This is a genomic window from Ligilactobacillus equi DSM 15833 = JCM 10991 (genome assembly GCF_001435735.1).
Taxonomy (GTDB): domain Bacteria; phylum Bacillota; class Bacilli; order Lactobacillales; family Lactobacillaceae; genus Ligilactobacillus; species Ligilactobacillus equi.
In genome coordinates, this window is record NZ_AZFH01000001.1 from 50,970 (window position 1) to 75,197 (window position 24,228).

The window sequence follows — 24,228 nt, forward strand, 5'->3', positions numbered from 1 at the left end:
TCCTTCAATTTTTCTACTTATTCATTACTTTATATAAGTGCTTACTTGTGGTCGACCCTTTACTATTCGTAAACTAATCATTCCGCTATGAGCAGTATTTAAGTAAGGCACCCCATAATTTTTTAAAGTTGCCAAGGTTTCTTGGTTGGGGTGACCATAACGATTATTCCGGCCAGCCGAAATGACCGCTAATTTAGGTTGCAAAGCCGCAACTAAACTCGGATCTGTAGCAGTCTTACTCCCATGGTGACCAGTTTTTAAAATCTGGGCCCGTAAAGTAGGATGCTGCTGTAAAATTTGCTTTTCACCATTACGGTCTAAATCACCAGAAAACCAGCAATTAATCCCATAATAGCGGTAAATAAAGGCAATAGAGTCTTCATTACTCCCTTTACCTGGTTGGAAAGGATGTAATAAGGATAAATTAGCCGGCCACCCAGAATGATGCTGAGTCGTGATACCTTTGACTTGTGTAGGCTGAATCCGACTGGCCACTAAGCGCCGCTGAAAAGAAGAGCTCTGCTCCATACCAGCCGGAATCCAAACTTGCTTCACCTTGATTTCTTGGCTGATACTAGGAAAGTTCCCTACATGATCAGTGTCCTGATGAGTTAAAATTAAATCATCGATATGATTGATTCCTTTACTCAACAAATAATTAGCCACTACAGTTTGACCATTGGTTTTACTTTGCCGGGTCTGCCAAGTTTCTTTTTGAAAAGACACCTTACCACCGGTATCGACTAAAATAACTTGCCGATTACGAGCTGTGCGTATCAAAGTACAATCACCTTGACCAATATCAAAGTAAACAATTTCTCCGTGCCAAGGATAGTGCAACCACATAAAGTTTAAACTCACAACTAGAAGTATGCACCAGCGATAATAGTGCTTATGAGGATGCACTTTTAATAATAGCAGCATGAACAGGACAAGGCAAACACTAATTAAGGCAGGCTTACCATAGGTCACTAACCCCGCATGCTGATCTAATCTGGCAAATAATTGACATAAAGCCCACAAAAGACGATTACTAAAGGAGCGTATTGGTTGTAGAAAAGTTCCCAAGAGCACTGTCGGTAAGATTCCGTAGGTAAACAGCGGTCCAAATAACCAACTCAACAAAATTGTCCACAAACTATATTGATAGCTACTATATAAGAGTAAGGGAATCGAAAATAAGTTAAGCATTAAATTTTGCCGCCAGGCCACTTTATCAGGGACCACAATTAATAGTAAAGTTAGAAGATAACTCATTTGGGCTCCTAGATTAAAGACACTTAATGGACGCCAAAGACAAGTTAGCAAACCAACTAAGCTCCAGGCTTCTAGCCGTGATAATTTTCTAGATCCCAGCTGACTTAAACTCCGGAACCATACCATCCCCACTGCTCTTAAAAGACTAGTTGAAGCTCCCGCTAACAAAGCGTAAAAAGGCAACATCACGACTAATAGGAGATTTTCTAACCCTGGCTTTAGCCGGAAAAATTTCGCTAGAGTGCGCAAGAACCCTACCACGTAAAAAACATGCATCCCAGAAAGACAAAAGAGATACAAAAGTCCCAATTTCTTGATTTGATTAAGGGTGGTCTGAAATTCAACCTCACTACTCCCAATTAAGAGCAACTGAGCAAAGGAACTCAGGGGTTGCGGTAGCTTTTGTAAAGCCAAGGCACTCTTTTGTCGCCAAGCATGGATGGTGGCTAACGTTAATCCCCTTTCCTTTAAATCACCCACCCGTCTCAATTTATCCGCCCGTAAACTAAGATACGTTTGCTTACTACGCATAAAAAATTGATAATCGAATTGATTTTCATTGGTAGGAGGGCTAAAAGCTTGGACTTGACCAGTAAAAGCGTACCTCCCACCTTTAGCTAGTTTCTTTAATGCTAACTGCTGGGATTTTTGTTTCAAGTAAAGGTACAGTTGCACCTTTTGTTTTTTCTCTAACCAAACCCCCGTAAAAGTCGCTAAGTCACCGTTAACTTTGACCCCATCGGCATAGACCCGAATGGTTCCCTGGCACTTTTGGACTTCCCGTGGTGTTTGACTTTGAACGGTTCGTTTTTCTTGCCAGCCTACACCTAAAAAGACCACAGCGGTCACCGTAACTAGCAAAATGATTTTTTTATCACGAGTAGCTAACACGCGTAATCCCCACAATAAGGCAATCACCCCGATTAAGAGGTGGGGCTTAATCACGAAAAAACAGGTAATAATTGCGGTAACTGCGCTAAAAAAACAGCGCATCTAGTTTACCTAATTTTCTTGGGTAATCTGACCAACATCTTCTAGATATTGGTCATCAATTTTAACTTGTTGCACAGTTACCTTTTTCTTTTGTAATAACTGCATTGCGTAAGAATCATTGTGATAATTTCTTAAATAGTGGATTTTGGTAATTCCGGCTTGTAAGAGCATCTTGGTACATTGCAAACAAGGAAAATCTGTCACGTAAACTTCGGCCCCGTTAGTAGGAATTCCAAACTTAGCACACTGTAAAACGGCGTTCATTTCAGCATGGATGGTTCTTTGACAGTGACCATCTACCATGTAACACCCCACATCAATACAGTGGTCATCACCCGAAACCGCCCCATTGTAGCCACCAGCAATTACTCTTTGGTCACGTACCAAAATCGCCCCTACGGCTAAACGTTGACAGGTACTGCGCATGGATAAAATACTGGCCTGTAGCATAAAATATTGATTCCAAGGAATTCTTTCTTGCATTATTTTCACCCCGTTTTTTCTAAGTATAACATACTTCCCTTAGATTACTAATTGTGAGGCCAATTTCGCATAGGTTTTTTCACCGATACCACTCACATTTTGTAAATCTTCCAGGCTCTTAAAGCCCCCGTTTTCTTGCCGATAAGCAATAATATCATCAGCTCTTTTATCACCAATGCCACTTAAAGTCATTAATTGTTCCTTACTTGCAGTATTCAAATTAATCTTATCACCTGTTTGATCACTAGCATTACTACTTTTATCCGTATTACTTGTCGCTAAATTAGCTTGATTTTGCCCCACTAAGGCCTGCGAATCCGGCAAATCCGTTTGCCCATTAGTCGGTACATAAATCAACATCTCATCTTCTAAATGATAGGCTAAATTTACTTGATCTAACCATGCGTCCTTCGTAGCCCCGCCAGCTTTGGCTACCGCGTCACTCACTCGAGCCAGATTCGAAAGCCTATAAACACCAGGCTTTTTAACCGCCCCCTTCACGTCAACATAAATCATTTTCCTTTCTGTCACCTCACTACTAACAGGAAAAGCGGAATTTGAAGACAAACTTGACACGCTAGTTTCTGCGCTAGCACCCCATGTCTCAGTCTGTGCTGAAGCGAGACTATAATCCGTGCTCTCCGCAGGGCTCCGAATCAGATAAAACCATCCGCCAACTAAGAAAATAGCACTGAGTCCTAAGATTAGCGGTAACTTCTTAGCTTGCCAAAATTCCCAAATTTTACTTTTGAGTTCTTCCATTAAAACACCCCCTCTATATATTAAATACGCAAAAAAAATTATTTTTTGACAAAAAAGTCAATTTTTTGCACAAAAAAACCTAGTCGTCATGTTACGACTAGGTTTCCATTACTTTTAGTACATTTCGAGATATTGGTCAAGTTCCCATTGGGAAACTTCTAACCGATAAGCATCCCACTCCAGACGCTTAGCTTCCATAAAGTTCGAGTACAAGTGAGGCCCCATAGCTTCCTTAATCACATCATCAGTACGCAATTCCTTTAAGGCATTGTGTAAGGTTGATGGCAAGTCGGCAATGTTGTTGGCTTCCCGTTCTTCTTGAGTCATGGAGTAGATGTTGCGGTCTACCGGTGATGGTGCTTCTAATTTGTTCTTTAACCCATCTAACCCAGCGGCTAAAACAGCGGCCACAGCTAAGTATGGGTTAGCAGATGGATCTACGGAACGTAATTCCAAACGGGTAGAAGCACCACGAGCAACAGGAACCCGCACTAATGGAGAACGGTTGTGACCAGACCAAGCTACGTAAACTGGTGCTTCGTAGCCAGGCACTAAACGCTTGTAGGAGTTCACCAATGGATTCATCAAAGCTGTGTAACTACGGGCGTGCTTCAACACCCCTGCTAAGAAATGACGGGCATTATCTGATAATTGTTCGTCGCCATTTTCATCAAAGAAAGCATTACCGTCCTTATTAAATAAGGACATATTTAAGTGCATCCCAGAACCATTGATTCTTTCCAAAGGTTTGGGCATAAAGGTTGCATGTAAACCGTGCTTACGCGCCACAGTTTTCACAACCAATTTAAAGGTTTGGATATTGTCACATGCAGTCAAGGCGTCTGCATATTTAAAGTCAACTTCATGTTGGCCAGGAGCGACTTCGTGGTGGGAAGCTTCCACATCAAAGCCAAGTTTTTCTAATTCTAAGACGATATCACGCCGGCAGTTTTCTCCCAAGTCAATCGGAGCCAAGTCAAAATAGCTCCCCTTGTCATTTAAGTGGGTCGTTGGACGACCGGTAGTTTCATCCATCTTAAATAAGAAGAATTCTGGTTCAGGTCCGATATTAAAGTCCGTGAAACCTAATTCTTTCATTTCATCTAAAATACGGATTAAGTTATTCCGCGGATCCCCATAAAACGGTGTGCGATCCGCATTGTAAACTTCACAAATTAAGCGCGCCACTGTTCCATGTTCGTTTCCCCATGGGAAAATCATCCATGTGGAAAGATCAGGGTATAACCACATATCACTTTCTTCAATCCGAACAAAACCGTCAATCGAAGAACCATCAAACATCATTTTGTTATCCAAGACCTTGTCTAATTGACTGATAGGTACTTCCACATTTTTAATCGTTCCATAAAGGTCAGTAAACATTAACCGTAGGAATTTAACATGTTTCTCCTTAACATCTTGACGAATCTCGTCCTTAGTAAAAACTTTCTTTGCCATTATAATTGCTCCTTGCGTAATAAGTTGACTTAGAGATGTTGATTATGCGGAAAAGTCGTTGGCTTGCCCAACCCACTAACATTAATAAACTCTTTTTGCAAAACGCGACGCATTTCAGCATCCGTCATCACCCGGTTTTTAGCTTCTTCTTGAAGCTTTGCCTTTTTGGCAGCTTCTTGGGCATAGATTTCCTTAATGCCCGCCATATTGATGCCTTCAGCCAGGTAATCCTTGATTTCTAACAATTTATCAATATCGTTCAATGAATACATGCGACGGTTACCCTCACTTCTAGGGGGAACCACCAAACCTTGTTCTTCATAATAACGAATCTGACGCGCACTAAGGTCCGTCAATTTCATTACTGTACCAATGGGTAAGACAGCCTGTGAGCGTCGAAGCTCTTTTTCCTTCATATCTGCACTCCTTACTGAATTACATGCTTATCATAACAAGCAGACCAATACTTGTCAAGCGTTTCATGTAACGTTTTCTTACATAGTATAAAATGTTTCGTTCACGGCGTTGGTAATGGCTAATTTCACATGTTCGTACGATAAGCCCCCCTGAATATAAAGGGCAAATGGTTCACGCAAAGGACCGTCGGAAGATAATTCGACCGTAGAACCTTCAATAAAACTCCCCGAAGCCATAATGATTTCGTCTTCATAACCTTCCATAAAGGACGGTACCGGATCAACGTAGGAGTTCATCGCTGAGTAGTGTTGGATGGCCGCACAGAAATTAATCATAGCGTCACGCTCGTGAAAAATTACCGTTTGTACCAAATCTGTCCGTGGCGCATCCCAGGCTGGTGAGACTTCCATGCCGACCTTTTCTAAAAGCGCAGCTGTGTAAATGGACCCCTTAATAGCCTGTACAGTGGTATGTGGCGCCATAAAGAAACCTTGGTAGATATCACGCATGTAACCCCAAGTTGGACCTTCGCCCTTACCAACCCCAGGAGCCACTAAACGCGCGGCGGCGGCTTGAATCAAGTCCGCCCGTCCAACTAGGAATGCTCCCCCTTTGGCAATACCAGCCCCGGCATTTTTAAAGAGAGAACCAGCCATGAGATCAGCCCCATAAAAGGTTGGTTCTTCGTATTCAGTAAATTCACCATAGCAATTGTCAATGAAGACTACCAAATTGGGGTTAATCTCCTTAACGAACTTAATCATCTTGGCAACTTCAGCCACCACAAAACTATCACGAGTGGAGTAACCACGGGAACGTTGAATAGCGACCATTTTTATGGATTGGTCTGTTTCCAAAACCTTACGGGCATTCTCATAGTCTACTTGACCATTATCTAGTAATTCGGTGGCCTTGAAATTAATTCCAAATTCCTTCATCGTCCCAGGATTATCGCCGGCAATCCCGATAACTTCTTGGATGGTGTCATAAGGTGTTCCCGTTAAGTAGTAAAGAGTGTCACCAGGGCGTAAGGTCGTGTAAAAGGCCGTATGAATGGCGTGGGTCCCTGATACCATTTGCGGCCGCACATAGGCATCTTCCGTCTTAAAATAGTCTGCGTAGATTTTTTCAATCTTTTCGCGACCTATATCATCGTAACCATACCCCGTCGAGCCAACTAAGTCTTCTTCTGATACACGGTGTTTGCGAAAGAGACGGAGGACACGTTGTTGGTTATAGAGGGCCACTTGGTCCATTTCTTCTAAGCGCGGTGCGATTTGGTTTTCGACTTCCGCCACCTTAACTTGTAATTCTTGGGGTAAATCTTGTTTCCAACTAATTGTTTGCATATTATCCTTCCTTTGGATTTAACCAAGCCGTTAAATCCTTAATAATTTTATTTTCATCTTCTGGGTGTAAGACCAGGTCATACCAGTTAACCTGCATCTTGTTTCTAAACCAAGTCAATTGTCGCTTGGCATAACGGCGAGAATTTTGTTTGATGTCCGCCTTGGCTTCTTCTAAGCTGATGTGACCTTCAAAATAAGGATACAGTTCCTTGTAGCCAATTCCCTTACCAGCAGGCAAGGCTAAGCCCCCCGCTTCGTAAAGTCTCCGAGCTTCTTCCAGGAGACCTGCTGCAAACATCTGATCCACTCTTTGATTGATGCGCTCATAAAGTAAGGCGCGATCAGTATTAAGTCCGATAATAAATGCCTCAAAGTGAGGATTGGGTTGGTCTGCTTGGTCTGAAAAGCGTTGCCCGGTCTTTTCATAGACTTCCAACGCCCGAATAATCCGACTGCGGTTGCGCACCGGTATCTTAGCGGCAGCTTGTGGATCGATTTCATCGAGTTTGTCCCAAAGAGCTTGACTGCCCTTTTCTTCAGCGAAAGCCTGCCATTTTTCACGATAAGCCAGGTCCGTTTGGTCGAATTTATCACCACCGAGTTGGTAACCATCTAGTAACGCCTGGAGATAAAAACCCGTCCCCCCAACTAAGAGAGGCAAGTCGCCGGCTTGACTAATTTGAGCCGTTAGTTCTTCTGTCGCTTGGATAAAATCGGCCACCGACCAACGTTGGTCAATCTCCTGACAGTCGATAAGATAGTGTTGGACCTGAGCTTGTTCGGCGGGAGTAGCCTTAGCTGTGCCAATATCTAAACCGCGGTAAACCTGCATGGAGTCGCCGGAAATAATTTGGCCAGAGAAATGCCTGGCCAATTTCAAAGATAAGGCCGTCTTCCCCACGGCGGTTGGGCCCACGATTAAAACAATTTTTTGTTTCAATTTTTCTTTCCTTTCTCAGTGGATATAATCGTTACTTATTGTAGCATTTTTCTAGCTTTTTGGGCAGAAATCTTTGGGAAAAATTAACGGTTTTCTCTAGCTATTCAAGGTGGAATCGTTTTATAATAAAAGTAATAACTCGAAGGAGGAAAAAAGTATGAAAAACTTTACTCGTGGTGCTCTTTTCGGTGTAGCAGCTACACTCGGGACTTTAGCTGGTTGCCTTTACGCATTCAAAAAGTCAGTGGTTGAACCAATTGAAGAAAGAGAAGAAATCTTAGACCAACACCGGCGGCGTGCCTTACGCAAGAGCCGCTCCGCTCACCAAGGTTAAAAAACTAGACAAAGCCAGACTCATTTGTGAAGTCTGGCTTTGTTTAATTACCAATGATAACCAAAAAAGCCAAGATAGGCTCATCCTGACTTTCAGTTTAGTATTTAGCTTTTTTGGTCTTGCCATCCCACTTGGCATAGCCACCTTTTAAAATGTAGATTTCATTGAAACCTTTTTTATAAAGACGCTTAGCAATTCGAACGCAAAGGGAGCGGTTTTGATCGTAAATATAAACCGGCTTATCCTTGCGTAAGGCATTTTCATAAAGGGCAAATTGGCTATACGGCATGCTGCGCGCCCCTAAAATATGACCAGCTTCAAAATCGGCACTTTCACGGATGTCGACAACTTGACCTTTGCGTAAACCCGCCTTGAACTCTTCGTTTTCTACCACTTTTGAAACTTTACGACCGACCAACCAATTGTAAATTTGGACTCCGATAATCCAAGCTAAAATTAACCATAAGACAATCGTTAGGGCCGTTATTGTTGAAATTGCTGCAAACACAATTCCACCTCCCTTTGCTTAATAAACTTTTTTACTTAAATTGTAAGGCTAATGAAGCGGCTCCAATAACCCCAGCATCATTTCCTAATTCAGCCAACTTCAAAGTTGTTGAAGTCCGTACCGTCGGGAAGGCAAATTCTTGGAAATACTTATCTACACGGTCTAATAAGAAACGACCTGCCGCAGATACCCCACCCCCGATAACAATGTATTGAGGGTTTAAGGTTGAACCTAAGTTAGCCGCAGCTAAACCTAAGTAGTAACATACACGGTCAACAACCATATCCGCTAACTTGTCTCCATCCTTAGCCAAATCGAAGACTAATTTTGAAGTTACTTCTTCACCGTTGTCGACAGCTTCTTTAAGGTGGGATTTACCAGCGAATTCTTCCGCCATCGCACGCGCTACCCGGACCACCCCGGTTGCGGAAGCATAAGTTTCTAAACAACCTTTGTTTCCACAAGTACATTCGAAACCACCTGGGTGAACATTAATGTGGCCGATTTCACCACCGGCACCCATCCCGTGGACTAATTTTCCGTCAGTGACAACCCCGCCACCAACACCAGTCCCTAAGGTTACAAAGACTACTTCTTTGGCATTGTCACCAGCACCCTTCCAGCTTTCACCTAAAGCAGCTGAGTTGGCATCGTTGTCAACCGCAAATTTAATGCCTGTGCCAGCTTCAATTTCGGCTTTAACATTTTGGAGGGTCTTCCAGTTCAAGTTGTAGGCCCCAACGACCGTCCCTTTTTCCACGTCAACCGTCCCGGGAGTCCCCATCCCGATTCCGATAAATTGGTCCTTGTCCATCTTGTAGAGGTCAAGGTGATGGTTAATGGAAGCTACGATATCAGGCACGATGTGGCTACCTTCATCTAAGATATTTGTTTCAACACTCCACTTTTGTTGAATGTCACCATTTTCTGTCAAAATGGCAAATTTAATAGTTGTCCCACCAAGGTCAACCCCAATTAACTTCTTATCCATCAGCTATTTACTCCTTATTATCTTTTACTTGCGTTTCTCACGCTGTTCTTCTTTGCGGTGTTCACGCGCCAAAATCATCTTGGCCGTCACAAAAGTTTGATCATCAATCACCTGAGAATCATGTAAGTGGTCGAGTTCTAAGGCAATCAATTCAATATCCCACATTCTTTTGCCAACATAAACAAAAATTCCAAAACTTTTCAGCAATTGCTGTACATCATACAAGTCCTTCATGAACACGTCACCTCTCAATTATACTGGATTTTCTCAATAATTTAAACCTTTGATGTACAAAAGTAGATAAATTATTATTAGTACAAGTCCGGCAAGTATACGCTGATTTTTAGGGGGACAATTACTTATCAAGTCAGGATATGATAAAACATAAGCCGTCAGGTATCCGGCCAATAAACCACCTAGATGGGCTTGCCAGTCGATATTGGCTCCGATGAAGATAAAGTTCAAGAGTATCAAAAGTCCAAACTGGCGGGTCAAAGACCATAGTGGTCCATTATCACGATGAAACTGACCATACATGAGAAAGGCCCCAAATAAGGCAAAAACCGCCCCGCTAGCCCCCACTGACACGGTCAACGGACTAAAAGACAAACTCGCAATGTTGCCGGCAATTCCGCCGATAAAATAAAGGGCTAACATTTTGATGTGTCCAAAGAAACGTTCGATATAGCCCCCCATAAAATAAAGGGTCAACATATTCATCAAGAGGTGTTCCAAATTTCCATGCAGGAAAACGGCAGTCACCAACCGCCACCATTGACCCTGGTAGATGGAAGGACCATACTTAGCTCCGGCGGTAATCAAAGCCAAAGTCGAAAGGTGAAAGTTAGAGAAAATCAAAACGGCTAAATAAACTAAAAGATTGAGAACAATCAAACTTTGGGTCACCCAAATTGTTTTACTAGGTCGCATTCTAATCACCTACTGTTAAAATTTTGTGAATCTGTATATCAGTGGTTTCTACCGGCCAGATAATTTGGTTTGTCAAACGTAAATCTTCAGCTAAAGCAATAGTATGACCGGGATAATCTTGGAGGTAGCGATCATAAAAGCCTCCTCCAAAACTAACTCGATCACCTTGTTTAGTAAATAAAAGCCCTGGTACAATAATTAAATCTAACTGATCTTTAGGAATAATCTGCCCGTCCTTAGGTTCGAGTACGCCAAATTTAGTGCGGATAATTTCCGTCGTCTTTTCTAAATAAATAAATTCCATCTGAAAATCAGGATAGGTTTTCGGCACACCGACCTTTTTGCCCTGGCTTTGCGCTGCTAAAATTAGCGGTTTAGTATCGATTTCGACTTTTTCACTTAAAACTAAACCGACACTTTGGGCCGCTTGCCATTCCGGCGTCTGTAGTAACTGTTGATATAAATCCAATTCCTGGGCAGTTTTAGCCCAAGAGTTAGCAGCTTGGCCTAGTTTTTGAAGTTGGACTTGCCGAATTTGCTTTTTTTCCATATAACCACCTCATTGTTATCAATAAAAAAAGCAGGACCAAAGCCTGCTGTTAATTATTTTGTTTCACGGTGTAAAGTAACCTTACGATCGCGTGGGCAGTACTTCTTAAGTTCTAAACGATCTGGGTTGTTACGTTTGTTCTTATTTGTAAGGTATGTTTGTTCGTGACATTCTGTACATTCTAAAGTAATGTTGTTACGCATCTGTTCTGACCTCCCTTATACTTACTAATTCGCACGAAGTAAAAACTTCGGCTCTAACATAAATACTATATCATTTTTTAATCTTTATTACCAGTATTTTTTTGTCTTTTTTACTTGGCGTAGTAACCATAACCGTAGGCACCATCACTACCATGCACATCATTTAAGATAGCACCAATAATGTGGCCTTGAACATGCTTGATAGATTCAACTGCTTTGCGCACTGCATCTTTTTCAGACCTTTCAGCGCGTGTCACCAAGATGGTTCCATCCACACAAGTGGAGAGAATTTGAGCATCCGTCACAGATAAGACTGGTGGGGCATCAAAAATAACCAAGTCTAGTTGATCAGCCAAAACCGCCACCAAGTGTTGCATCTTATTAGAACCAATCAATTCTGATGGATTAGGTGGAATAGGACCCGAAGGCATTACGAAAAGGTTATCCACAGATGTTTCATAGATAATATTATTAATATTAAAGTTTTGTTCCGTCAAGTAATTGGTTAAACCTTGGGGACTAGAAATCCCAAAGGTTGAGGCAATCGTCGGCCGACGTAAGTCTGCATCCACCAAGAGCACACGTAAACCTTGCTTAGCAAAGGAAGCCGCCACATTAGCCGAAACAGTAGACTTCCCTTCAGACATCAATGATGAGGTAATCATCAAGGTCTTGAAGGATTTATCTACGCTAGAGAATTGGATGTTAGTCCGAATGGTGTTAAATTGTTCCGTAATGACAGAGTTCGGTTCCGCCACGGTGATCAATTTAACCCCCTTTTCCATACTGGTATTATCGATTTTATCTTTATTTTTCTTAAAAAACGCCATCATAAACTCCTTTATACCCGACGATTAGAACTCGTGTATTCACTACCCTTAATTGAGGATACATTGAATAAGTTCCGTTCGCTATCCATATGGTAAACTGTCCCTAAATTAACTAATTCTAAATCATCTGTTAAGAAGTCAGAATCTTTAACCGTGGTATTAGTTAATTCCTTAATTACAGCAATGGCCATCCCGATTAAGGCCCCTATAACTAAACCTACCGCTGCAAAAAGCTTCTTATTAGGGAAAGTTGCGTTGGTATTAGCTTTAGCCTTGGTAACAATGGTTACATTGTCAACTTTCATCATCTTCTTAATTTTTTCCGTAAAGACATCTCCAATAGTGTTAGCAATATCAGCTGCCGTATAAGCATTCGTATCTTCTACTGTAACTGAAACCACTTGAGAGTTGGTCGTATTGGATACAGTCACTGAACTTTGTAAACTCCCAAGGTTCCCCTTGTAGTTATCGGTCTTGCGGACTTGTTTTAAAACGGGTGTTAAAATCACCGACTTTTTCAAAACATCTTGGTATGTATTGATAGCTTGCAAGTCAGCTTGTTGGGCCGTATATTGGGTCGCAGTGTTGTCGGCCTTTTGGTTAACTAACAAATCAATCGTAGCGCTATACTTAGGGGTAATAAAGAAAGTCACCACCACGATAGCGACTAAGAGTCCTGCCACCGCCCAGGCGATGATTTTGGCTAAATCATCTTTGAGGGCTTTAATAATTTGCGACAAGTCAATAACTGTTTCTTGACTAGTATTGTCTTTCATTAAAATTCTCTCCTAATTATTAATTTCACGTAGTAACTAACTATTCAATTTTAGCATAAATCTTCGCAAGTATCAAAAAAAGATAGACAATCTTGTCTATCTTTTTTAATCAAGATTCTTCGTATCTTGAACATCTTTCCAGTAAGCTTCATAAATTTGCTTAACCGTGGTGGTATTGATTCCGGAAGATTCAGCACTAATCCCCGGATAAGCAACTACTACGACGACTTGCGGATTCTCTGACGGTGCATAGGAAACTGCACTCAAAGTTGTTGTTTCATTTTGACCATAAAAAGTTTGAGCTGTCCCGGTTTTGGCCGAAACTTCCGGTTTAATATCTGCTAAAGCCCCACCTGTCCGATAAGTCAAACTAGAGTGCACAACTTGGTAGAGCCCACTTTTAACGACATCCCATTCATCCTTGCTAGCTGTATAAGAACCTAAGACATTGGGCCCGTGTTGGTAAACTGTGCGACCTAACTTCCCACTCTTGCTAGATTCACGGATGGCTTGAAGAATATGTGGTTGGATACGATAACCACCATTAGCAATCATGGCAACATATTGGGCTAATTGAATCGTAGTATAGGCATCATAGTTCCCAAAGGACATATCCAAAGCCTTCCCGATATTAGCTTTTCCGCCCGGTCCTTCGTAGCCCGAAGTTTCACCGGGAATATCTATTCCAGTCTTAATCCCCAAGCCAAACTGCTTAAAGTTTTGACGTAATTTTTGGAAAATCTTGGGACTCATTGTCAAAGCCGTTCCTGGTTGATAGTCAAAACCGGCTTCTAACATGGCTAACTTCATCATGTAAACGTTCGAGGATACCGCCAAGGCTTGGGAGGCAGTCAAAGGCATCGTAGCGGAACCAGACTTGTTAAACCAAGATGATTTCGCAGGGGTCCCCGCGATCTTAATCGGTGAATCAACTAAGGAACTATTATTAGGTGTGATAACTCCAGAGGTCAAGCCCCCCATCACCATAGCTCCCTTGACAACTGATCCCATAACAAATGATTTATTAATCGTCCCTAAAGCATCCTCAGTCACGGTCCCTTTTTTAATATTGTGGGTTGCGCCAGCTAAGGCCAAAATATTCCCGTTATAAGGATTCATAACTACGGCATAGCCCCCGTTCATATAAGGGTTGCCTCCCAAGTTATTTTTTACCTGCGTTTCAACAATATCTTGGACTTCCTTTTGGAACTTAGAGTTGATGGTCAAGACGATATCATCCCCCTTTTTTCCCCCGTATTGGGTAGTCTTTTTTAAGAGTTCCCCATTACGAGTTTCAGCCATGATAGTCTTTTTGGTTCCTTTTAAAACATTTTCGTACTTGGATTCAATGTAGGTTGAACCTACACTATCATTACGGGCATAACCTTGGGCTAGAAGCTGATTTAAGGAATTATCTGGTAAACCAGACTTTTCACTTGTCACCGTCCCAATCACAGATTGAACTGCCTTACCATTAGGATAGTTACGTTTCCAGCTAGTTCCAACGCTAATACCAGCCATTTCTGATTGGTGCTCACCAACCAAAGCCATTTCTTTGGAAGTCACACCAGACGTCTTCAAATAGACAGAAGATAAGGAGTAAGCGCCATTCATCTTTCCATACAAAAGGGCTACTTCTCTTTGCTTAGGACTGAGGTCATCAACTAGGTTGGCCTCACGAATATATTTACTTTGAGCCCGATATAAGTCACTAGCCTTCAAACTATCTGCCCTCGGAATATGCTTATTAACTTGTTTTTCGTGTTTCACTAAATAATAATCGACCTTGTAAGATTCAGACAAATCATCGGTATCCACAGTGATATACTTGGTTAAATCTGTGGCAATCGCATACAACTGCTCGGACGTCACGTGGGTGGGCTTAGTATAAACAATGGCGCGAGAGGACTTATTGCTAACTAAGACCCGCCCGGTGGCATCATAAATTTGCCCCCGTTGCACATTTTGTGTCTCTGTTTCTGTTGTCGCACTTGTTACCTCATTTTCAAACATGGCTCCATGGAGGATTTGGAGGTAGGCCAATTGCCCAATTAAGGCGGCAAATAACAAGAAGACAATTAAAAACAAAAAGTTAAGCCGGAAGGGAATGTGGGAACGGTTCGGATTTTGGCGTCTTCCGTCTTTGGGTTTGTTCGTAAAAAATTTCACGTTCTTTCTCCAATCTTTCTCAAAACATGTTTTGAGTCTTCTTACTCTCTACTATCCTACCACAAACCGCACCAGGTGTTATAGCTTTTGCCCTTAAAAAAACTCTAAAATTCTTAATTCGCTCTTACGAAATTCTTAGGACGCAAATAGTAAAGAATGTGCTATCCTTAAAGTAATAAATTTTTATGTTATGATTTTTTGAGGTGTTTTTATGTCGAAATTGCGTACATATTTTAGCCGGAATTACCCGCTCCTTTTGAGCTTTTGGGGGCCTTTGGTGCTTATGCTAGGCTATTTTGTTTACCGTCAAATGTATCCTTTTGGAAAAGAAAGTCTCTTAACTGTTGATTTAGGTCAACAATATGTCGACTTCTTCCAATATTATCGTCAAACCATCCTCCATGACCCCAGTGGTCTTTTCTACTCTTTTTCCAAAGCTATCGGAGGTGAGATGCTGGGCGAGTGGGCTTATTATATGTTGTCACCTTTCAACTTAGTCCTACTCTTTTTCCCAGACAAAAGCATTATGGCCGGAGTCATGGTCTTGACCTTACTCAAATACGCCACGGCTGGTTATACCTTTGGTCGCCTTTTAGTGCAAAGACAAATCCAAAGTGGTATCCTGGTACCGGTCTTTGCGACCTCTTATGCCTTGATGGGCTGGGGGATTGCCAACCAATTAAATCTCTTGTGGCTCGATGCGCTAGTCTTTTTACCTTTAATTATACTAGGCTTATTAAACTTACTAGACCGCGATCATGGGGTAGCCTATGCCTGGTGGTTAGCCTTAATGTTGGTTGCCAACTATTACATGGGCTACATGATTGCCATTTTCTTGGTGCTCTTCTTTATTTACTATGAAGTCGCGCATTTCCAAAATTTGAAAAATAGTTTCCGACAATTTTGGCTTTTTGCCAGTCGTTCCTTACTTGCAGGTGCCAGTGCGGCCTTGGTCTTGTTACCAACCTTCTTTTCACTCCAAGCCAGCAAGGGACAATACTCCCAGAGTGTTATCCACGCTAAAATTGAGTATAACCCCCTGAAAATTTTATCTAAGTTAACGCTAGGATCCTTTAACTTCAAACAGATGCCTTCTGGTTACCCCAATATTTTCGTCGGATCTTTGGTCCTCTTTTTATTTGTGACCTACTTTTTTAGCAAGCGTTTCAGTTATCGGGAAAGAATCTGTGCCTTTTTAATTTCTGTCTTCTTGGTGGTTTCTATGTTCTTTGAACCCTTAGACCTTTTTTGGCACGGAATGCAATTTCCAGTCTGGTACCCTTACCGCTTCAGCTATCTCTTATCCTTTTGGATGATTTACCTGGCGGCCAAGACTTTTGTTAAGCCAAACTTTGCGCCACATTACATGTTAATTTGGCTCGCCTTCTTTCTGGAAGCCGGTATTGTTCTTTACACCTGGGATCAACTCAAGAAGTTCTCCTATGCTACGACAACAACTTTGATTTTTTCGGCGCTCCTAGCTGTGATTGTTCTCTTAATTTTTTCAATTCAGCCAGAAAATCGGCGCGCTAGCCAGCAGCGTAATGCCTGCTTATATATCGTGGTGATCACGGAAATGATGCTTAACGCCGTCTTTTCTTTGAACAACCTCAGTTACCTCAGTGTTGCCGAATACAGCGTACCTAGCGCGGCCCTCCAAGCAGATAGTCGAAAACTCAAAGAACTTGATACCGGCCTATATCGCACGGGGCAAACCTATGCTCGAACGAAAAATGACGGACTGGCTCAAGGCTTCAACGGGGGAGCTTACTTCTCCTCGGCCTTAGAAAAAGCCATCCCCGACTTCTTCGGTCAAATCGGAAACCCTGACGGGGATAATTATGTAACTTACGCTAATGGCACCTTAATTAGCGATGGTTTGCTGGATATGAAATACTACTTCCACCAAAAAAATGATCGTAATCAAAGTAACGATAGTCATGTTGACCTCGACCCTTTGACTGAAAGTTACAATCTCAAAGATTATAAACCAGTCGCTGATTTAAATCAAACAGCCATCTATCAAAACCCTTATGCTACCTCGCTTGGTTACGGGGCTAATAAAGCCTTGAAGCAACTCAAACCTTTCTATAACGCCCCTATCACTTACCAAACGAGCTGGCTTAATGCTGTGACTGGAGCGTGGCCTACAACAGCCTACTTCCAAGCTCAGAACTTCTCGGAAGTTATCTTCCAAAACACTAACACTGCTACTACCCTAACCGGAGCGAAAATTTCACGACTGGACAAAAGCAAAAATGCCCAAATTATCTTCAAATTCATCCCTAAGAGTGACGATCCTTACTACTTAACCCTAGGTAACGGACTTAGTAGTGATTACGTTGACTTTTATCTAGGTAACCGCAAGCTCAACCATTACGAAACCTTCCGCCATGTAGTGGTTCTTAACGTGGGAAACCTTCAAAAAAATCAAGAAGTTACCATTACTGCTCGCCTCAAGAAGAATAATCTCTACTTGAACAACTTTGTCCTCTATTCTTTGGACAAACAAACCGTTACCGCCAAGCTTAAGCAAGTTCAAAAACAAGCTTGGCATATTAAGAAATACAACCAACGTTACCTCACCGGTTCAGTCAAAATTTTAGACAATGACCAAATTTTCACAACTACCATCCCTTACTCTAAAGGTTGGCAAGCCTATGTTGATGGTAAACAGGTTAACACTTACAAGGTTCAAGATACCTTTTTAGCCTTCGACATCGGCAAGGGGAAGCATACCGTTACTCTTAAATACTGGCCACCTTACCTCAACTTAGGCCTGGCCCTTAGCCTTTGTGCTTGGATGATACTTCTACTTTTAGCCCGACCTGTCCATAAATTCTAATTTAAAAAGCTATGTTGCCAATCTAGACAACATAGCTTTTTCTTTTACGACTCGAAGGAGTCTAATTTTAGTAGTGCATTAAACTTAGAACGTCGTAGCCTTCAAGCTTGTCACGACCGTTTAAGGCATCTAATTCGATTAAAAAGGCACAACCCACGACGATTCCCCCGAGGCTTTCTACTAAATCAATAGTGGCTTTAATAGTCCCACCTGTAGCCAAAAGGTCGTCGGTGATGAGCACTTTTTGACCCGGTTTCACGGCATCTTTGTGCATATGAAGTTCGGAAGTCCCGTACTCTAAAGCATATTCTGCCTTAACAGTTTCCCGTGGTAACTTACCCTTCTTACGAGCTGGCGCAAAACCAACACCTAAATCATACGCAACCGGACAACCCACGATAAAACCGCGCGCTTCAGGTCCCACAATCATTTCAACACCTTTGTCCCGTGCGAATTGAACGATTTGGTCAGTGGCTTGCTTGTAAGCTTGGCCATCAGCCATTAATGGGGATAAGTCCCGAAAAACAACACCTTTTTCGGGGTAATCAGGAATACTTGCGACATAATTGTGTAAATCTACTGCCATAGATTGAAATTTCTCCTTTATTTCGCCATCTGTGCCAAGACCCAATTTTCTAGGTCTTGACTAGTACTTGCTAGCAATTGTTGGTGGACTTTGATCCGTGCTAATTGCTGTTGATATACATTGGTCTGAATTAAATCTTTTTTGGTTTCACTAGGTTCAATCCAAAAAGAATTTCTGTCCTGTCTTATTTTAACAAATCCGGCGTCAAAAAACACGTTTAAGATGAAATTTAATCTTGAACGTGACATCTTCAACGCTCGGGCGTGTTGATTTAGACTTTGACGATAAATTTCGCCATGCCGGAGCAGGTACTTATACATCATACCAAATTCTGCGTGCTGTGGTAACTGATAATTGGCTAAATTATCCTTACTATAAAAAATTAGGTTAATTTGTTGACACTTTAACTGACCCAAAACCTCACTTAAGGTAGCTAAATCGGGCGGACAATCCACGAAAGTCACTCCTTTAGCCTCTGTTAGTTGAGCAATTTCACTGGGGCCCACCATAAAACTTTGGTTATTCGTTACGACCTGGCGAGAACGTTCCAGCAATTTAGTATCAAAAATCAAAAAATTACCTCCTGCTTGCAAAATTTCAAGTAAATCTTGCCCGGAAGCCATTCGGCCGTCTACGACGCGCACCCCAGTTTCTGATATGCTAGTATCTTCCTTGAGACTAATGGCCGTTTCTGTCGCAATTTGCCAATCAGTTGCTAACATTTGTAAACTGCGTCGCCCTTGCCATTCGTTGATTTCCAATTGACCGACAAATTCTAGTTGATCAACCTGACTGGTCATGGCTTCAATTTGGTCAGCCACCTTGAAGAACATGACATCCATTTGAGCAGGTTTAAGCGGATTTGCACTCGCCAATTGTAGCTTAAGGTGTTTTCCCTCACTTAACTGACGAGTACTTTGAACCTGATAATCTGTTAAGCCGAAATAGGGTTGTTCGTTACCTACTCCAAATGGTGCTAAAGCTTTGAGGCTATCCACCAATTCAAAATTCACACTAGCCAAGGGTAAAATTCCGGCTAGAGTTAATTCAGGCTTCCTAGCCTGCTCGAGGTTAACAGCTTGGGCCGCTTGATCTAAGATTTCTTGAAGTTTGGGCAAATTTTCTTCCTTAATTGTCAGGCCACAAGCCATGTGGTGCCCCCCAAATTTTTCCATGATGTCCCGATGTCCATCCAAAGCCTCAAAGAGGTTAAAGGCTGTCACCGACCGCCCCGAACCTTTGGCAATATCATCTTTAAGACTAAGAACTAGACTTGGTTTCCCCGTCTTTTCCACCAGGCGACTAGCCACAATGCCGACCACGCCTTCATTCCAGTCAGGACCAGCCACCAGGTTCACCAAATGACTATCTTCCAAATTTTGCAAAGCTTCAGCTTCAATTTGTTCCACGACTTCTTGCCGTTTAGTATTCAAGGCTTGCAGCTTCTTAGCTAGTTCTTGGGCTCTTTGATCATCTAAAGTCGTCAGAAATTCGACTCCTTCTTGAGCATTACCCATCCGCCCGAGAGCATTTAAGCGCGGACCCAAACCAAAGCCAATATCGCTTTCCGTCAGGTCCCCGAGGTGTTTACCCATTTCCGATACTAGATAAGCCAGTCCCGGTCTTTGCCCTAAGTTTAAAGCTTGAAGCCCAAAAGTTACCAAAAGTCGGTTTTCATCCTTAAGTTCCACCAAATCCGCGACAGTTCCTAAGGCCGCCAAGTCCAAGAAATCTTCCGGAATTTCATCTAAGAGGGCAGAAGCTAATTTGAAAGCCACCCCGGCCCCAGACAGGCCACCAAACGGATATTCACTTTCCGGATAACGAGGGTGTACCACAGCGTAAGCCTCAGGCAATTGGGCGGGTAATTCGTGGTGATCAGTCACAATCACATCAACGTTGCGACTTTTGGCATAGGCTACGGCTTGACTTCCCGTAATCCCGTTATCCACAGTGATAATTAGCTGGTTACCTTCATCAATCAGTCGCTCGTAAACTGCAAGGTTAGGTCCGTAACCATCTTGAAAACGGTCTGGAATGTAGTAAGAGACATCCATCCCCAACATTTCCTTGAGCACTTCATAAACAATGGCCGTACTGGTCAAACCATCAACATCGTAATCCCCATAGACAACAACCTTTTCGCCCTTTTCCGCAGCTATTTGAATCCGTTTTACAGCTTGATCCATGTCATGTAATAAGAATGGATCGTAAAAACCGTCCGGTGACGGCTTTAAAAAGGCCTGCGCACTAGCTACATCCTCGTAACCCCGCGCAACCAATAGTTGGGCAATAATAGGATCAAGCCCTAACTCACGGCTTAGTTCATTGGCTTGGTCTTGGTTAGCTGACATTATCTTCCACGTATATTTTGCTTCCACCCAAAGCATCCCCTCTCGTTATTTTTTATTAAAAACTCCCCCAGTTAAATGATCACCTATATGTGGGAAAACCTGGTAGAGATGATGTGCGACATTCATACTCTTAGGGAGGTTGATTTCACGCTTATTTGTCCCAATAGCTTTGACAATTTTGTGGGCCACCACTTGCGGGTCAAGTACATAACTCCCCAAACTTTTCAAGTAGTTACCAGAGCGATCAGCTCGGTCGAAAAAATGTGTCTTGATTGGTCCTGGATTTACGGTTAAAACGGAAATTCCTAAGGGTTTAAGTTCCAAGCGCAAAGCATTGGAATAACCTAAAACCGCAAACTTACTAGCGGAATAAACACTGGCCTTAGGAGTGGCAATTTTCCCAGCCATGGAGGCAATGTTGACAATTGCCCCACGCTGACGACTTGCCATCTGTAAGGCTGTGTATTTGGTCATATACATAAGACCTAAGACATTGACCCGAAACATTTCTTCTGCAATGCTCATGTCAAAATCTAAGGCAGTTTCCATCATTCCAAAGCCGGCATTATTAACCAAAACGTCAATTGGACCGACTTTAGCCTCCACCTTGGTCACCACGGATTCAATTTGTTCAGGATTACTTACATCTAATTGGTAAGCAAAAGCCAACTTTCCAGATAAGGCCTGGCAATTGGCAACTACATTTTCTAACTGTTCCATCCGGCGGGCACAGGCCACCACAATAGCGCCTCTTTGAGCTAATTCATAGGCAATTTGTTCGCCCAAGCCCCCTGAAGCTCCAGTGACCAACGCCACACGGTTGGTCAAATCTTTTAACTGTCGATATGTCATTGTCTTTCCTTTCTATTTGGGAAACGGCACCTGGTAAACATCAAAGTCACGTACCACCTTGGTATTAGCGAAGATCGCTTGAGCATCTTTTTCTAACCGATGCACCAAAGGCCCCACATACCGAGCAGAAATGTGCGTCAGTAACAACTGTTTGACGCCAGCCTTTTGGGCAACGGTTGCGGCTTGAACGGAAGTTGAGTGGTAGTAGTTACGCGCTAACTTACCCTCACCTTTTCCAAAAGTACTTTCATGCACCAAAATATCGGCATCTTGAGCCAAAGTTTCGATATTGGGTACTTGACGAGTATCACCTAAGATGGTAATAATTCGACCTTTCTTGTTTGCACCTAAGTAGTCCTTACCATCCAAAACACGGCCGTCTGGTAGAGTCACAGTCTTTCCTGCCTTCAATTGCCCGTAAAGCGGGCCGGCAGGAACTTGGTCGGCACGCAACTTATCAACTAAAAGTTCGCCAGGATAATCTTTTTCCACCACACGGTAACCGACACTTTGAATCCGATGTTCTAAATTCTTAAATTCCACGGTGAAACGGTCCGTATCTAAAATGACCCCTTCATCTTCTAATTCAACATAATTAATGGGGTAAGATAACTTACTTTGGGAAATGCGTAAACTCGTTTGCACAAACTCTTTGACCCCTTTAGGCCCATAAATCGTTAGTGGCCCCATTTGATCGCCACCTTGAAAGGAACGACTGCTTAAAAAGCCAGGCAAACCAAACAAGTGATCTCCATGTAAGTGCGTGATGAAAATTCGATCAACCTTTCGTGGCCGAATTGTTGTTTTTAAAATTTGGTGTTGGGTGCCCTCACCGACATCGAAGAGCCAAATTTCATTACTTTCATCTAGAAGTTTCAAAGCAATTGAAGTCACATTCCGAAATTTAGCGGGTGAGCCAGCCCCAGTTCCTAAAAATTCTAATTCCATTAGATATTCTCCTACACTTTCTAAAGGATTTCTCTACGCAAAACGCATCACATTATATTTTACCATTTTTCCCACGTAATATGCCAATTAAATTCTTTAACGAAATTTTATGGTTCTATAAATTTAATTTTTTAAATATAATTTAAAGGGGTTATTTTATGCATTTTTCTGGGTAAATTTCCCCTTTTTATCAATTCAAATATTTAAATGTATTAAAAAACAATCTAAGAATTTTGGCTTAATTCTTAGATTGATTAAACTTGACTAAAAATTGTCATTTAGGGGTTGACCACAGGATTCTACAATTAACCCATTACATTAAACTTCCATTCCCGATAGCTTGGCCTGCATGGCTTTAACAACCACGGAAGGCACTAATTCAGAAATATCACCCCCAAAACGGGCAATCTCCTTGAGCATCGAGGAAGATAAGGCCGTATACTTTTCATCTGCAAATAACAAGAGTGTTTCGATTTCAGGCGCTAATTTCTTATTTAAGTTAGCAATCGTTTGTTCGTACTCAAAATCCTGGTGATTGCGAACTCCACGTATAATCACTTGAGCCTCGACTTCGCGGGCCAAGTTTACGGTTAAGTCTGCCGGTAAAATTTGAATAGACACATTATCTAACCCTTGACAGGCTTCTTGTAACAAGACAAGTTTTTCTGTCGGACTAAACCACGCTTTTTTACTGGTATTATTGCCCACAACAACTAAAAGTTGATCATAAAGCTGACTTGCCCGTTTGATTAAATCTAAGTGGCCATTAGTTAAAGGATCAAAGCTTCCTGGAAAAATAGCTTTCACTAAACTTCACCACCTAAATACCGATAATAAGTTAAGTAGGTAATTCCATAATTAACCTGTTTGAAACATTCAAAACCGGTTAATTCACCTGGTAAATGAGCGTCTTCATCGGTTTCACAAACAATTATTGCATCCTCATTTAACAAGTTTAAGGTCACCAATTTTTCAATGGTGACTAGAATTTGCTGCTTCTTGTAAGGTGGATCTAAGAAGACCAAATCATAACTTTTTCCAGCCAAAGCCAAACGTTCCATGACCTTAAAAGCATCACCTTTAAACACCTGAAAGCAATCTTCTTCCTTGGTAACGGCGATATTTTCCTTAATCGTTTTAACAGCTTGGTATTGACGGTCAATCAGAGTTGCGTGGTCAATTCCGCGGGAAACAGCTTCGATTGACAAGCCACCAGAGCCGGCAAATAAGTCTAACGACTTCCCACCCGCAAAATAAGGTCCCATAATATTAAACATTGATTCTTTGACCTTATCGGTTGTGGGACGGGTTTGCATCCCCGGTACCGCCTTGAGGCGGCGTCCACCATATTTTCCAGCGATTACTCTCATGATTCTTTCTTCTCACCTTTATTTACAAATTTTTCTTGATCTTCTGCGGTTAATTTGAAGGTCCCAATCATTTTTTCAAAATCCGTCACCAACTCTGGACGTGGTGACAAAATGATATCCTTAACATAACGTAGCTTACGTAGTTGCGCTACGGTTTTCTCGACGTCTTCTTCATTTACATAAAGTAAGACATATTTCATCTTACGAGAAACATATTGAATAGCACCGAAACGACGCATCTGCTTACTTTGCTTGAGATGCTGTAAGTAAACAAAGATTCCCCGTCTTTTTTGGGCTACAAATTCTTCCAAAAGTTCCACATC

25 protein-coding genes are annotated in these 24,228 nt (G+C 42.1%); 2 read left to right on the top strand and 23 right to left on the bottom strand.

Annotation, left to right across the window (positions count from 1 at the left end; translation table 11 throughout):
* Positions 1-24: 24 nt before the first annotated feature.
* The 7 genes from FC36_RS00275 to miaA form a co-directional block, all read right to left on the bottom strand.
* The gene (locus tag FC36_RS00275) at positions 25-2,250 is read right to left on the bottom strand and encodes a DNA internalization-related competence protein ComEC/Rec2 (protein ID WP_056986643.1); all 2,226 of its coding nucleotides are present in this window, start codon (positions 2,248-2,250) and stop codon (positions 25-27) included.
* 9 nt (positions 2,251-2,259) lie between these two features.
* Positions 2,260-2,733 carry a ComE operon protein 2 gene (locus tag FC36_RS00280; protein ID WP_035187701.1) on the bottom strand — a complete coding sequence of 158 codons (474 nt, stop codon included), beginning with the start codon at positions 2,731-2,733 and terminating at the stop codon, positions 2,260-2,262.
* Between the two features lie 39 nt (positions 2,734-2,772).
* Complete coding sequence (locus FC36_RS00285) at positions 2,773-3,495, bottom strand: helix-hairpin-helix domain-containing protein (RefSeq protein ID WP_025020256.1); 723 nt, start codon at positions 3,493-3,495, stop codon at positions 2,773-2,775.
* Between the two features lie 114 nt (positions 3,496-3,609).
* On the bottom strand, positions 3,610-4,953 hold the full coding sequence (glnA, locus tag FC36_RS00290) for a type I glutamate--ammonia ligase (protein ID WP_023858901.1): 1,344 nt from the start codon (positions 4,951-4,953) through the stop codon (positions 3,610-3,612).
* A 29-nt stretch (positions 4,954-4,982) separates the two neighbouring features.
* Complete coding sequence (locus FC36_RS00295; protein ID WP_023858902.1) at positions 4,983-5,369, bottom strand: MerR family transcriptional regulator; 387 nt, start codon at positions 5,367-5,369, stop codon at positions 4,983-4,985.
* Positions 5,370-5,447: 78 nt separating this feature from the next.
* On the bottom strand, positions 5,448-6,719 hold the full coding sequence (locus FC36_RS00300; protein WP_056986644.1) for a methionine gamma-lyase family protein: 1,272 nt from the start codon (positions 6,717-6,719) through the stop codon (positions 5,448-5,450).
* 1 nt (position 6,720) lies between these two features.
* Entirely contained in the window at positions 6,721-7,659 is a 939-nt protein-coding gene (gene miaA / locus FC36_RS00305) for a tRNA (adenosine(37)-N6)-dimethylallyltransferase MiaA (protein ID WP_025020255.1), read from the bottom strand.
* A gap of 157 nt (positions 7,660-7,816) precedes the next feature.
* Between miaA and FC36_RS11460 the strand changes: the two genes are divergently transcribed.
* A complete protein-coding gene (locus FC36_RS11460; RefSeq protein ID WP_023858905.1) occupies positions 7,817-7,993 on the top strand; it encodes a DUF3042 family protein in 177 nt (58 codons plus the stop codon).
* A 97-nt stretch (positions 7,994-8,090) separates the two neighbouring features.
* Here FC36_RS11460 and FC36_RS00310 read toward each other — a convergent pair whose 3' ends face one another.
* The 9 genes from FC36_RS00310 to FC36_RS00350 all read right to left on the bottom strand — a co-directional run bounded on the left by FC36_RS00310 (position 8,091) and on the right by FC36_RS00350 (position 14,950).
* Entirely contained in the window at positions 8,091-8,501 is a 411-nt protein-coding gene (locus tag FC36_RS00310; RefSeq protein WP_156409487.1) for a rhodanese-like domain-containing protein, read from the bottom strand.
* Positions 8,502-8,532: 31 nt separating this feature from the next.
* The gene (locus FC36_RS00315) at positions 8,533-9,492 is read right to left on the bottom strand and encodes an ROK family glucokinase (protein WP_023858907.1); all 960 of its coding nucleotides are present in this window, start codon (positions 9,490-9,492) and stop codon (positions 8,533-8,535) included.
* Between the two features lie 24 nt (positions 9,493-9,516).
* Positions 9,517-9,726, bottom strand: a complete 210-nt coding sequence (locus FC36_RS00320) for a YqgQ family protein (protein WP_023858908.1) — start codon at positions 9,724-9,726, stop codon at positions 9,517-9,519.
* A 33-nt stretch (positions 9,727-9,759) separates the two neighbouring features.
* Entirely contained in the window at positions 9,760-10,422 is a 663-nt protein-coding gene (locus tag FC36_RS00325) for a rhomboid family intramembrane serine protease (RefSeq protein ID WP_035187699.1), read from the bottom strand.
* 1 nt (position 10,423) lies between these two features.
* Positions 10,424-10,972: a 5-formyltetrahydrofolate cyclo-ligase gene (locus FC36_RS00330; RefSeq protein WP_023858910.1), complete on the bottom strand. Its 549-nt coding sequence runs from the start codon at positions 10,970-10,972 to the stop codon at positions 10,424-10,426.
* Between the two features lie 53 nt (positions 10,973-11,025).
* Complete coding sequence (gene rpmG, locus FC36_RS00335; RefSeq protein ID WP_023858911.1) at positions 11,026-11,175, bottom strand: 50S ribosomal protein L33; 150 nt, start codon at positions 11,173-11,175, stop codon at positions 11,026-11,028.
* Between the two features lie 110 nt (positions 11,176-11,285).
* Positions 11,286-12,005: a CpsD/CapB family tyrosine-protein kinase gene (locus FC36_RS00340; protein WP_035187695.1), complete on the bottom strand. Its 720-nt coding sequence runs from the start codon at positions 12,003-12,005 to the stop codon at positions 11,286-11,288.
* A gap of 11 nt (positions 12,006-12,016) precedes the next feature.
* Positions 12,017-12,781 carry a YveK family protein gene (locus tag FC36_RS00345; RefSeq protein WP_035187692.1) on the bottom strand — a complete coding sequence of 255 codons (765 nt, stop codon included), beginning with the start codon at positions 12,779-12,781 and terminating at the stop codon, positions 12,017-12,019.
* 105 nt (positions 12,782-12,886) lie between these two features.
* Positions 12,887-14,950 (bottom strand): peptidoglycan D,D-transpeptidase FtsI family protein, encoded by a 2,064-nt coding sequence (locus tag FC36_RS00350; RefSeq protein WP_056986646.1) that lies wholly within the window; start codon positions 14,948-14,950, stop codon positions 12,887-12,889.
* Between the two features lie 211 nt (positions 14,951-15,161).
* Here FC36_RS00350 and FC36_RS00355 point away from each other — a divergent pair, with 211 nt between their 5' ends.
* On the top strand, positions 15,162-17,795 hold the full coding sequence (locus tag FC36_RS00355; protein ID WP_056986647.1) for a YfhO family protein: 2,634 nt from the start codon (positions 15,162-15,164) through the stop codon (positions 17,793-17,795).
* A 67-nt stretch (positions 17,796-17,862) separates the two neighbouring features.
* On the opposite strand, the gene FC36_RS00360 is transcribed toward FC36_RS00355, so the two are convergent.
* The 7 genes from FC36_RS00360 to FC36_RS00390 all read right to left on the bottom strand — a co-directional run bounded on the left by FC36_RS00360 (position 17,863) and on the right by FC36_RS00390 (position 24,225).
* Positions 17,863-18,381 carry an adenine phosphoribosyltransferase gene (locus tag FC36_RS00360; RefSeq protein WP_023858916.1) on the bottom strand — a complete coding sequence of 173 codons (519 nt, stop codon included), beginning with the start codon at positions 18,379-18,381 and terminating at the stop codon, positions 17,863-17,865.
* A 17-nt stretch (positions 18,382-18,398) separates the two neighbouring features.
* Positions 18,399-20,762 (bottom strand): single-stranded-DNA-specific exonuclease RecJ, encoded by a 2,364-nt coding sequence (recJ, locus tag FC36_RS00365; RefSeq protein WP_025020252.1) that lies wholly within the window; start codon positions 20,760-20,762, stop codon positions 18,399-18,401.
* An 18-nt stretch (positions 20,763-20,780) separates the two neighbouring features.
* The gene (locus FC36_RS00370) at positions 20,781-21,587 is read right to left on the bottom strand and encodes an SDR family NAD(P)-dependent oxidoreductase (RefSeq protein WP_023858918.1); all 807 of its coding nucleotides are present in this window, start codon (positions 21,585-21,587) and stop codon (positions 20,781-20,783) included.
* 12 nt (positions 21,588-21,599) lie between these two features.
* Complete coding sequence (rnz, locus tag FC36_RS00375; protein ID WP_023858919.1) at positions 21,600-22,535, bottom strand: ribonuclease Z; 936 nt, start codon at positions 22,533-22,535, stop codon at positions 21,600-21,602.
* A 318-nt stretch (positions 22,536-22,853) separates the two neighbouring features.
* Positions 22,854-23,342, bottom strand: a complete 489-nt coding sequence (gene coaD / locus FC36_RS00380; RefSeq protein ID WP_023858920.1) for a pantetheine-phosphate adenylyltransferase — start codon at positions 23,340-23,342, stop codon at positions 22,854-22,856.
* Complete coding sequence (rsmD, locus tag FC36_RS00385) at positions 23,342-23,905, bottom strand: 16S rRNA (guanine(966)-N(2))-methyltransferase RsmD (protein WP_023858921.1); 564 nt, start codon at positions 23,903-23,905, stop codon at positions 23,342-23,344. The genes coaD and rsmD overlap by 1 nt, the downstream gene beginning before the upstream one ends.
* Positions 23,902-24,225: a YlbG family protein gene (locus FC36_RS00390; protein WP_025020251.1), complete on the bottom strand. Its 324-nt coding sequence runs from the start codon at positions 24,223-24,225 to the stop codon at positions 23,902-23,904. The genes rsmD and FC36_RS00390 overlap by 4 nt, the downstream gene beginning before the upstream one ends.
* Between the last annotated feature and the right edge of the window lie 3 nt (positions 24,226-24,228).